Annotated in this window: 1 protein-coding gene; it reads right to left on the bottom strand. The window is 65.0% G+C overall.

The genetic code is table 11. The features are described from left to right. The coding region (locus ACX4ZE_RS23355; RefSeq protein ID WP_480275622.1) for an AMP-binding protein at window positions 1-286 on the bottom strand (286 nt) is incomplete at both ends.

Below are 286 nucleotides of genomic sequence, written 5' to 3'. Positions count from 1 at the left end.
GGCGGCGTGGCGAACATCTTCGTCACCCACGAACCCCACACCGCTCGCGCGAGCACAGCGACATCAGCCCGCGGTCCACCGACAACGACCACCCCGGCACCTGCGGCCAACGTCGGCCATACCTCGTAGACCGAAGCATCGAAAGCGACCGAGGAATGCGCCAACACCCGATCCTCCGGCGACACCGACCACGCCTGAGCAACGAACGACCGCAGATTACGGTGAGTGACCGCGACCCCCTTGGGACGACCGGTCGAACCGGACGTGTAGATCAGATACGCCAGAT

The organism is Nocardia sp. TBRC8007 (assembly GCF_056629435.1).
This window is presented reverse-complemented; position numbering and strand designations above follow the sequence as displayed.